The organism is Christensenella sp. (assembly GCF_034927525.1).
Classification (GTDB): Bacteria; Bacillota; Clostridia; order Christensenellales; family Christensenellaceae; genus Christensenella.
The window spans coordinates 1-10779 of the sequence record NZ_JAYFPU010000189.1; the positions used below are offsets into that span (position 1 = coordinate 1).

9 protein-coding genes and 1 pseudogene are annotated in these 10779 nt (G+C 49.5%); 7 read left to right on the forward strand and 3 right to left on the reverse strand.

Annotated elements, in window-relative coordinates; all coding sequences use genetic code 11:
- Positions 1–186: 186 nt before the first annotated feature.
- The 7 genes from VB081_RS07730 to VB081_RS07760 all read left to right on the forward strand — a co-directional run bounded on the left by VB081_RS07730 (position 187) and on the right by VB081_RS07760 (position 5463).
- Entirely contained in the window at positions 187–498 is a 312-nt protein-coding gene (locus tag VB081_RS07730; protein WP_323400246.1) for a hypothetical protein, read from the forward strand.
- Between the two features lie 39 nt (positions 499–537).
- Positions 538–1179, forward strand: a complete 642-nt coding sequence (locus VB081_RS07735; RefSeq protein WP_323400247.1) for a GyrI-like domain-containing protein — start codon at positions 538–540, stop codon at positions 1177–1179.
- A gap of 38 nt (positions 1180–1217) precedes the next feature.
- Positions 1218–2399, forward strand: coding sequence for an aldo/keto reductase (locus tag VB081_RS07740; protein ID WP_323400248.1), 1182 nt, complete (start codon positions 1218–1220; stop codon positions 2397–2399).
- Entirely contained in the window at positions 2396–3208 is an 813-nt protein-coding gene (locus VB081_RS07745; RefSeq protein WP_323400249.1) for an MBL fold metallo-hydrolase, read from the forward strand. Before VB081_RS07740 ends, VB081_RS07745 begins: the two co-directional genes overlap by 4 nt.
- A gap of 186 nt (positions 3209–3394) precedes the next feature.
- Positions 3395–3811, forward strand: coding sequence for a YjdF family protein (locus VB081_RS07750; RefSeq protein WP_323400250.1), 417 nt, complete (start codon positions 3395–3397; stop codon positions 3809–3811).
- An 85-nt stretch (positions 3812–3896) separates the two neighbouring features.
- Entirely contained in the window at positions 3897–4538 is a 642-nt protein-coding gene (locus VB081_RS07755; RefSeq protein WP_323400251.1) for a DedA family protein, read from the forward strand.
- 109 nt (positions 4539–4647) lie between these two features.
- Positions 4648–5463 carry a MerR family transcriptional regulator gene (locus tag VB081_RS07760; RefSeq protein ID WP_323400252.1) on the forward strand — a complete coding sequence of 272 codons (816 nt, stop codon included), beginning with the start codon at positions 4648–4650 and terminating at the stop codon, positions 5461–5463.
- Positions 5464–5545: 82 nt separating this feature from the next.
- Here the strand turns inward: VB081_RS07760 and VB081_RS07765 are convergent, their stop codons facing one another.
- From VB081_RS07765 to VB081_RS07775, 3 genes and pseudogenes are all read right to left on the reverse strand, one after another.
- Positions 5546–9838 (reverse strand): SpaA isopeptide-forming pilin-related protein, encoded by a 4293-nt coding sequence (locus VB081_RS07765; protein ID WP_323400253.1) that lies wholly within the window; start codon positions 9836–9838, stop codon positions 5546–5548.
- A gap of 39 nt (positions 9839–9877) precedes the next feature.
- Positions 9878–10510, reverse strand: a pseudogene (locus tag VB081_RS07770) (class C sortase); the annotation flags it as partial.
- Positions 10511–10558: 48 nt separating this feature from the next.
- Positions 10559–10779: IS3 family transposase (locus VB081_RS07775; protein ID WP_323400254.1), on the reverse strand; the 221-nt coding region annotated here is incomplete at its 5' end.

Below are 10779 nucleotides of genomic sequence, written 5' to 3' on the forward strand. Positions count from 1 at the left end.
ATCCAATACTATAATCATCGTCGGATTTACAGCACCAACGATGGTCTCCCGCCGCTCTCTAAGCGGGCACTTTACCACTGTACTGTTGCTGCATAATTCTCCTTGCCGATGGGACTAAACTTTTATTGACAATTCCATTCCGATGAGTCCGGGATGCTCTATCCCTTCACGGAAAGATTCGCCGCCATGGCACAGGACCAACGCACCTATTTACGCGTACGGGGCTTCCGGCTGTTCTGCAAGCAGGCCAAATGGGATCAGGATGGATTGTTGGACAGATATCTCCCGTCGGCATTGTCCATCCTCTCGGATGAAAAGCCTACCGTGGTGTGTCAGGCCTTAGCGGCTCTGGAGGATGTGGTGTGCTACCAGCCTAAACTGCGGAAGATGGTGGTCCAGGCCATTGCAGACATTGACGATACACCGTATCCGGAGACGATGCAGCCTCTGATCGCTAAGGATGTTAAAGCGCTGTTGGAGCAGATTCAGGGACAATGAAAATCGGGATGAGGGAAATCGATAAAGGAGGATCCACCCATGGCCTTTGATTTTAAAAAGGAATTCAAAGAATTTTATATGGCAAAAAAGAAACCAGAAATCTTGACCCTGCCACCCATGCATTACATTGCGGTCCAGGGGTCAGGCGACCCTAATGTGGAAGGGGGGGAGTACCAGCGGGCCATGGAAATTCTCTATCCTTTAGCCTATACCTTAAAAATGAGCTACAAAAGTGATTACCACATCGAGGGCTTCTTTGAATACGTGGTGCCGCCCCTGGAGGGATTTTGGTGGCAGAATGGCGTGGCGGGTGTGGATTACGGGGACAAGTCGACCTTCCAATGGATTTCCATGATTCGCTTGCCGGATTTTGTGACCCTTAAGGATTTTGACTGGGCGGTGCAGTCTGTCCAGCAGAAGAAAAAGCTGGATTGCTCTGGGGCAGAGTACCTGCGAGTGGAGGAAGGGCTCTGCGCCCAGATTCTCCACGTTGGTCCTTACGATGATGAGCCAGCCACCGTCGCCATCCTAGATGCTTATGTGGCGGAGCAGGGATATGTGAATGACTTTTCAGAGACGCGCCGTCACCATGAAATCTATCTTTCCGATGCCCGGCGGGTTGCCCCGGAAAAATGGCGCACGGTGATTCGTCATCCCATTACTAGGGCAGTCAAGGGATGAGGATATTATTTTCATTGAGGGGGAAAGGGAGAAAATAAATGATGACAGATGGGAAAAAATTCGGTTTTGGCTGCATGCGATTGCCATTGCTGAAAAAAGAGGATCAAGCTTCCTTTGATTTTAAAAAGATAGAAGGGTTATTCGACCGATTCCTGGAAAAGGGCTTCACTTACTTTGATACAGCCTATACCTATCATAACCATCAGGCGGAGGCGGCGGTTCGGAAAGCATTGGTGGAAAGACATCCCAGGGAATCTTATGAGTTAGCCACAAAGCTGCCCCTTAGAGATTTTAAGAACGAGGCCGATCTTTCCAGAATTTTTCAAGGGCAGCTTTCCAGTTGTGGTGTAGACTACTTTGATTATTACCTCATTCACAACATGGGAAGTAATGTTTATGCTAAAAGTGAGCGATACCATGTCTTTGATTTTGTAAAAGCGCAGAAGGATGCCGGGCTGATCAAATATATTGGAATGTCCTTTCATGATCAACCAGAATTACTCGATACTGTCTTGGCCAAATATGGAAAGATCATTGATTTTGTACAATTGCAGATCAACTATATCGATTGGGAGGACCCGACCATTCAATCACGAAATTGCCTGGCAATTTCCCGGAAACACCATAAACCGGTCGTGGTCATGGAGCCATGTAAAGGGGGTACCCTAGTCAATATTCCAGAGGCAGCACAACAGCGGATGCAGGCGTACGCACCAGAGGCCTCCATCGCGAGCTGGGCCCTGCGTTTTGCAGCGGGACAAGAAGGCGTGATCCGGGTATTGAGCGGAATGAATAGCATGGAGCAGGTAGAAGAGAATACCGAAACTTTCCTGGATTTTAAACCTCTTAATTTAGAAGAACAGAAAATTGTCCAAGAGGTAGTGGAGATGATTCGCCAAAATACGGCGATTGCCTGTACCGCCTGTGGATATTGCACTTCGGGATGCCCTCAGAATATCATGATCCCCTCATATTTTGTACTGTACAATAGTCTGAAGAGGACGACAGGGAGCTCTTCTTCCCAGGTGTTGTATTATCACAATACTTCTATTGCTGCGGGGAGCAAGCCTGGAGACTGTATTGCCTGCGGTCAATGTGAAAAGAGCTGCCCGCAGCATTTGCCCATACGACAATACTTAAAGGAAGTTGCCCAAAAATTTGAATCCAGTGATCTTTTCCCGAAGATGCCTTCTCAATTAAAGAGGGGAACAAGTCAATGAAACTGACCATCTTAGTGGATAACCATACCTTAATCGATGAATATTACCTTGGGGAGCCAGGGGTCAGCTACTATATTGAGGATGGGGAAAACCGCGTGCTCTTCGATACCGGCTATTCGGAGGTTTTGCTTTTAAATGCCCGGCGGGCAGGCATTCATTTGGAGGATCTCACCCATATTGTCCTATCCCATGGGCACAATGATCATACCAATGGGCTTCGGTTTTTACAGGAAACTATTGATCTCTCAAGAGTGACACTGTGTGCCCATCCCCATTGCTTTTTACCCAAATATGACGGGGAAGAATTTATAGGGGCACCCTATAATTCCGCGGAGATCGCAAGGATCACCCGGTATACTCCGACATCCGGGGTGCGTCATCTCTCGGAAAGGCTGGTCTTTTTAGGGGAGATTCCAAGGGGGAATGACTTTGAAGCTAGAACTCCCATTGGGACCACCATCGTAGAGGGGCGTGTGGAGGCCGATACCCTCCGGGACGACAGTGCCCTGGTTTACCAGAATGGGGAGGGGATTTTTATTATAACGGGCTGCTCCCATAGTGGAATTTGTAATATTATAGACTACGCTAAAAAAGTTTGTGGGGAAGAGCATATCCACGGTGTTCTCGGAGGATTCCATCTTTTGGAGGATTCATCCCAGCTGGATCAGACCATCGCTTATTTGAAGGCGAATCGCATTGATGCGGTGTACCCCTGTCATTGCGTGTCCCTTCTGGCCAAGGCTAAGATGCTGGCAGTATTGCCGGTGCAGGAGGTTGGGGCAGGTATGTTCATTGAAATCAACACGTAAAAGAAAGTCTTGACCCCAGAAGGGTTTGAGTTACAATAAAAAAAGACAAAGATAAAAACGCAACGTACCATCAGGTACCAGAGCCGGTAGGTAGCCCGGCCGTGCCATCCCTTAGGATGGTGTCAGTAACCCTCCCCTCCGGGTCGTCCATTCTTTGTTCATTACACATCCAAGGAGGGAATTGTCATGGACAAAGTAACGGGAAGCTTGACGGTTTTTTTTGAAGCACCCTTTTGGGTCGGTGTCTTTGAACGCACGGAAAATGGTAAGCTATCAGTCGTCAAGGTCGTTTTTGGGGCGGAGCCAAAGGATAGTGAAATTTATGCCTTCATTTTAGCAAAATATGATGGCCTGGATTTTAGTCCGGCGGTGGCCGTCCTGGTCAGAGAAAAAAGAAAGACTCCCAAGCGTATTCAAAGAGAGGTGAAGAAACAGCTTAAGACCCCGGGAATTGGCACCAAATCCCAGCAGGCCTTACAAAGGCAGCGGGAACAGTCCAAGGGGGAGCAGAAGCAGAAGCGACGGCAGCGTCAGGAAGCAGAGGCCCAGCGGAATTTTGAATTGAAGCAGCAAAAAAAGAAGGCGAAGCATCGGGGACGGTAGATTAAGAAATAATTAAAAATAAAGTCGATGCAAAGCAATCCGGTTTCATAACGTATAATATGGAAAACATGAACGGAGACCTGCTATGCAAGCCTACATCATTGATTGGATTGACCAATTCGGTTATCTTGGGATTTTTTTGTTGATTTTTGTAGAAAATATCTTTCCGCCCATTCCATCGGAGGTGGTTCTGCTCTTTGGCGGCGCAGCGACGGCTCATACGGATCTGTCCGTTCCCCTTGTCATTTTGGTGGCCACCCTGGGGTCTTTGGCTGGCGCTGCGGTACTTTATGGCCTGGGGCATGTGCTTCAGGCTGAGCGTCTGCGGCACCTTTTTGCCGGTCGGTTTGGCCGGGTATTGCATCTGAAACCGGAGGCGGTGGATCAGGCAGAGCATTGGTTTGCCCGCTATGAGGGGAGGGCGGTCCTGATTTGCCGCTGCATCCCCGTTGTGCGGAGCCTGATTTCCATCCCTGCAGGATTTGCAAAAATGCGCCTGCCCTGGTTCTTCTTCCTCACCTTGATGGGAAGCCTGGTGTGGAATACGGTCCTGGTGGTGATTGGGGCTAGCCTGGGCAATGCCTGGGAAAGCGTCATCCCCTATTTTGAACAGTATACGATGGTGGTGCTGGTGGTTATCCTTTTCCTGGCAATTGCGGGGGTAGGGTGGTTGATCTATAAAGGAAGAAAAAATAAGGGAAGTAAAGACAAAGGGGATTTTACTTAAGAATATTAAGATGGTCCATTAAGAATTGAAAATAACCCGTTGACTCTGACATGGTGTGAGGCATTATGATAATGGTGAGCTCAACAAAACACACGTGTGGAGGAATCGAATGTTAAAAATTGGTGATTTTTCAAAACTATCCAGGGTCAGCATTCGGATGCTGCGCTACTACGATGATAATGGACTGTTAAAGCCTGCGACCACCGATACCTTTACGGGATATCGGTATTACAGTGAGGATCAGCTTCCCATCATTGGGCGTATCGTGGCACTTCGGGATATGGGATTCGGATTAGCGGCAATCCACGAGATACTGGGCTGCTACGAAAACCCCTCCCAACTTGAAAAATGTCTGCACATTAAGCGGGCGGAGCTGTCCGTACTGCAAGAAGAAACAGACAAGCGTTTGCGACTCCTGGATACAGCCATTGAAAGGCTGAGAAAGGACGAAAAAATGGACTATGATGTCAGTATTAAAACCCTGCCCGAGCGTCAGGTTGCCAGTGTGCATCGGATTATTCCCAGTTACGACCAAGAGGGAATACTGTGGGAGATGATGATGAAGGAAACTGCCGGGATGAATTTAATTCCCGGAGATCCCTGCTATTGCAGCGTTATCTTTTATGATGGAGAGTATAAGGAATCGGATGTCGATGTGGAGGCCCAAAAGACGGTGCGGGGTGCGTATCCCGATACCGACAATGTGCGCTTTAAGAAAATGCCGGCGGTCACCTTTGCCAGTGCAACCTATAAGGGGCCCTATGATTTGATTAATGATGTCAATACTGCAGTGGCGGCTTGGGTAGAGGCCAATGGCTATACCTATGATGGCCCGGCCTTTAATATCTACCATGTCAGCCCCCACGAAACACAGAACCCCGAAGAATATGTTACGGAGGTCTGTTATCCGGTGAAAAAACAATAAATAAGAATACCTGCCATCAAAAGCTCTGCTATCGACGATGGGATAGCAGAGCTTTTGGTTGTGTTGAAGCAGAACCGTTGGGTTAGTGGCGCCAGTACCGAAGGGTAAATAGGGCAGAAGCGCCGATCAGAACACTGCCAGCAATGATGGCTCCCAGGAGGCTGAAGCTGCCACTGGCAGGGAGGGCGAAGCCTGGGTAATTTTTAATGGTCAAGGGGAGAATAGCCGAGGTGCTGGATCCATCACTTCCCAGGGAAGCGGTTCGACCATCTACCGTCGCCTGGGCCTTCCCTGTAGAGCCATCTACTGTGGTGATGACAAGGAGGACGGGCCGCTTAAGGAGCTGATACCCTGGGAGGGTCTGGGTTTCGGTTAGATAATAGGTGCCGGGCCCAATACCCCGAATGGTAATTTTTCCCTGGGCATTGGTTTCCAGTACGGGGCTTCCTCCCGTTTGGGGGACCATGCTGCCGGTATAGGCACCACTGACAACGGGGTTGAATTCGAGGACGGTGCCATCGGAACGGGTGAGGGTAAAGCGGACCCCCGCCAGTTGTGTACTGCTTAAAAGGGAAGCACCTTCACCTAATTTTTCAATATTGAGCCCGTAGGTGTAAAGAATACAGGGTGGGGCTTTAATGGTGCTGGTTAATCCATCCCCGGCATGATAATTGAAAGCCGCTGTATTTTGATTTCCCTTTTGACCCAACAGGGCGTCCGCCGTGGGGACCATGGTGTAATGAATATAGAAATTGGGATTCCATGGTGCTGTCTGAGCCAAAAAGTCACTTGAAAAGTGAATGGTTAATGTTCCTTTATCAAGGTTTTGAGTATAATCGACGCCTTGGGTAAGCCGTGTGCCCTGGGCATTGGTACCGCTATAGATGGCTAGAGTATTGGGCAGGAGGCTCAGTCCAGCATCCGCTGTGTCCGTGATGTCAAGGGCCGTCAGTCCGGCGCTGGGACGCTCCATGGTTAGAGAGAGGCTAACACCCACAGGCTTTCCAATATCGGTACTGAGGCGGGTGCCTCCTTCAGTGGTACTGCCGTCCAGGCGTTTTTGAAGGCTCATGGACAAAGGGCGATAAACCGCATAATATTTGGCATCGCTGTTTTGAATCGTTTGCTCCGGAGCATAGGGGGTTCCCGTTCCATCGGCTTTGGTATTCCACTCTTTAAATTCCAGATAGTTGCCCTGGGCATTAATCGTAGCACCGGGGTTTTGAGCCGGGGCAGCACCGACGGAACGACCGGATAGAATTCCTGAGTTAATGCTAACGTAGGGATTCTGGGGTGTGGTTCGAATCGGATCAATGAAGAAGGTGTTGTACACCCGGGCTACGGTGATTTGCAGCTTGGCATCTTCGGCCAAATCCTTATAGGAAAGGACTTCACCATTGTCCAGAGGCTGGGTTGCGTTACAGTTCAGGGTAAGGACCTTGGTTCCACCGGTCAGGGTGGCTAACAGATAATCTCGAAGGATGCTTCCTTTTTCAACCACATACCCGGAGCCATCGGGACTCTTAAAAAGATCATAAGCCGCTTTGGTCAGTTGGTAATGGGTTCCGTCAGGAGAGTCCACAGGGCTGGCCGTCGTCCATCCCGTGGTGGTACTGCCTGAGGATAGGCTAAGGTTCGTCACGGCATAGCGGGGCAGACCATCGCTTCCCGGGACAAGCCGATAGGACAGGTACACAGGTGTGCCATCGTTAAAGGTAGCCTGGGTACTAGAAAATGGCGTAGAACTCAGGCTGGATCCTGTGGCCGAGGCACCGATGAGGGCAGCTTCTGCATTCGGGGTGCCATCAGTATTGACCACGGTAATGGAGACCTGGTGGGTGCTATCCTTTAAAGAAATGATTTTACCGTTTCGAATGAAGCGACCATCAGAAAGCTCCCAAACATAATCCATATAGTAATGGCCGTCCTCCCCCTTGACAAATGGGGTCTGGGCTGTCCACTTTTTATCCAAGGCTGAATAACTTCCATTATCCACAGGGTTTTGAATCCAGCCCTGGAGGGTATTGGATGTAATGACTGTGCCAGCCGCCAGGGTATCTGGTGCGAGTTTAGCCAGCAGGGCATGAATCCGATGACTGGTAAGGGGAGAGGCACCGTCGGCATAGTTCAGGCGTGTGCTGGAATTGGTAGCCTTGTTGTAGGTGTTGTCAAAGGTATATACCGCTTTGTTAGGATCAAATTCCCCAGTATTGGGGTCCATAGCGCCATTGGTGTCCAGAATGGGGGCGGTGCTGTAGGTGAGCACTGGCGTCGTTATTGAAGGAACTCCCCGATGGTCATAGGTTGAACCAATGGATTGTTGGACATCGGCACCGGGAGATAGGGTACAGGTGGGAACCAGACGGATTTCCCGTCGGGCAGTTTGATCCCCTTGGGTAACCAGGGCATTGACCCATTCCACTCCGGGTGCCGAATCGACAACGTAGTTTTTTCCACCCAATTGTCCTAGAGTGACAACTGGAAGAGTGCGCTTAAAGGCTGCCCCGGCACCACTACCGATGATGGTTTGGGCTGGACGATAGCCCAGAGAACCGTCGTTTAGGCGGGTGTAGACCCCTAAAGCCCAGGTGAGGTTATCCATGGTCGCCATGGGAAAACGGACCGTAATGTCCCTGACGGTATCGTACACGGTGGTGGGGAGTGCCCGGTTGTTGTACCCGTTGTTCCAAGTATCAAGATAGACAGTGGTGACGGAAGCCAGGGAGTTGGCCTGAACCAGATTGACATCCTCACCCCAAATGGCTGAATCTCCATCAGAGAAGGCGGTCAGTTGGGGGTAGGAACCCGAATGATAACGCCAGCCTGTGTTATTACTTGAAAAGCCTTTAAATCCAGCGGTGCCCGGGGCTTCCGTCAAACCGGTTTGTCCATCGGCCCCTGTGGTTAGGATACCGATTAGGGTAGTGGTGGGTTGGGTCGATTGGGTATAGCTGTTGCCTCCAAAGCCCTTTTCCCGCATGGCGGAGGTTTGTTTATCATAATAACAATTGGTAAAAACCAACCCATTTCGATAATCTCCGGAAAAGCCACCCTGGGTTCCCGTTTGGCTGGGCAAGGTTTTTAAGGAGCCCACCTCCCCTGCGGCGTAGCAATCGGCAAAGCGATAGGTCGAATTGGTAGTGTTGCCAATGAAACCACCGAGATTGGAGCCAGCGGTAAGGACCCCGACTTGAGCTGTGGTATAGCAGCGGGTAAAGTTTACGGTACCGCTGCCATCTGCTCCAGCGTAAAACCCGCCGACATCCTGGGTACCCTCGCATCGTCCGGTGGTAAAGCAATCGGTGAAGGTGAGGTTGCCCGTGGTTTTATAGCCAAAGAAAGTTCCTGCTTTATCGGCAGAGCAATACACTTTGATATTGGCAAAACATTTTGAAAAGGTGGCTGAAATGGCGTTAGCATTGCCATAACAGCTGGCAAAGCCCCCAGAGTGCCCCCCAGTAATGACATAACCATTGACAACCCCAGTGTTACTGATGGTTTGACCAGTCGTACTGGTTTGAAGGGAAACGGTGGCTCCATGGTTTTTAGCCAGGACATAAGCATTGGTTAAAAAACATCGATCAATTTGGTACCCTCCAAAGGTTAAGATTGAGGCATAAGTATTATTCACCGTCATCGCATTATCGATTCGGATATTACTTAAAACCTGATTGCGAAGGTTCACCGCATCGTGGGAGCCAAAGAGGCTGAGGGGGCGGGTACCGATGCCAGCGTTTGCGGCGGCAGAAGCTAATACGACATTCTTAAATTTGAGGTTTTTAATGGTCGTACCATTTCCCGTCGCTCGGATAAAGCCTGTATCCGAATAAAAATTATAGAGGGTATATTCCTGACCATCAAACTGGATGTTGGTGGTAGCGAAATTGTTGGCATTGGTAGCGTTGGCCAGTGCCGTAAAACGATAGCCATTAAAGTCTAAATCGGCCGTTAAACGAATCCCTTTGTTGTTTAAAGTGTCGGCAGGCAGGTTAAAAACCGCCTGAAGTTCACCAGGAGTAGCGACATTGTACCACAGGCGGGTACCATCGGAAACGGGTGTTGGAACGATGCCGACTTGGCCATTCCAGGGAGTAATGCCCGAAACGGATTGAGGAAAAGCGCCCTGGGTATTGTCCAGAAATTCCTGCTGGGCCAAGGTCCATTCATCATTATACTTGGTGTAGAGGGCATCACCACTGCCGACGTTTATATAATTCATGGCAAATAAATCAGATGGTGCCGTGGCGGTTAGTTGTCCGTTGGCATCCGCACCAGCGTTTACTGAACCGGGAAAAAGGCAGAAAATCGCCATGAGTATTAAGATCGTTACGCTTGTGTGGACAGAGAATAAAATAGAAGATTCCAGTGATTTCATAGCTTTTTCCTTATCTGTTCAGGGGTAACCCTGGAATAACTACTTGCGCCGAAAAAGAAGGATTCCACATCCAATGAATAAAATCGTTCCAAGGATGAGAACCATGGAGTAAAGCTGCCAAAAGGTGAGGGTGAAGGACTCTTTCTGCGGTTCTGGCATCCTTTGGCTCTCGGAAATGCGGCTTCCTTGAACTAGGAGACGCTGGGAGTTGATACCCGGCGGGGTACAAGTCACCAGGGTCACTAAATCTTCTCCCGGCTGGATGCGGAGATCCCCAAGGTCCTGGGGATCGACAATATTTTTTTGGCGAACCTGATAGACGAGATGTTCACCCATGATATCCAGGTAAAAGACATCCCCGACTTTAAGACCATCAAGGTCCGTAAAAATCCTGGCACCAGGAAGTCCGGCATGGCCAGAGATAACCGCATGGGTATCCCTCCCTCCCACGGGGAGGGAGGTGTTTTCTAAATGGCCGACTCCCGTTGATAGCACGGAATCAGAGGTGCCATGATAGATGGCTTCAGATACGGAGATGGATGGAATGGATAAAATTCCCATAATACTGTTACCTTTGGGATTGAGTAAATTGCGGTAGGGCGTTTCCAGAGTGCGCAGGACATCAGGATCGAAGGGGTCGGTAAGAATCGCGCTATCGGCCAGGGTGCTGTTGTAGGTTTGGAATTGTCAATAAAAGTTTAGTCCCATCGGCAAGGAGAATTATGCAGCAACAGTACAGTGGTAAAGTGCCCGCTTAGAGAGCGGCGGGAGACCACCGTTGGTGCTGTAAATCCGACGATGATTATAGTATTGGATATATCTAAAGATAATCGTCTTGACCATCTCCTGGGTCATCTTCATCGTATCAATACGATAAAGTTTTTCTTTCTTGAGCGTTGCGAAAAAGCTCTCCATCCGGGCGTTATCATAGCATCGACCAA

Coding starts and splice junctions, on each gene's coding strand:
- VB081_RS07730 (WP_323400246.1), top strand. CDS start 187: ATGGCACAGGACCAACGCACCTATTTACGCGTACGGGGCTTCCGGCTG.
- VB081_RS07750 (WP_323400250.1), top strand. CDS start 3,395: ATGGACAAAGTAACGGGAAGCTTGACGGTTTTTTTTGAAGCACCCTTT.
- VB081_RS07735 (WP_323400247.1), top strand. CDS start 538: ATGGCCTTTGATTTTAAAAAGGAATTCAAAGAATTTTATATGGCAAAA.
- VB081_RS07765 (WP_323400253.1), bottom strand. CDS start 9,838: ATGAAATCACTGGAATCTTCTATTTTATTCTCTGTCCACACAAGCGTA.
- VB081_RS07745 (WP_323400249.1), top strand. CDS start 2,396: ATGAAACTGACCATCTTAGTGGATAACCATACCTTAATCGATGAATAT.
- VB081_RS07740 (WP_323400248.1), top strand. CDS start 1,218: ATGATGACAGATGGGAAAAAATTCGGTTTTGGCTGCATGCGATTGCCA.
- VB081_RS07760 (WP_323400252.1), top strand. CDS start 4,648: ATGTTAAAAATTGGTGATTTTTCAAAACTATCCAGGGTCAGCATTCGG.
- VB081_RS07755 (WP_323400251.1), top strand. CDS start 3,897: ATGCAAGCCTACATCATTGATTGGATTGACCAATTCGGTTATCTTGGG.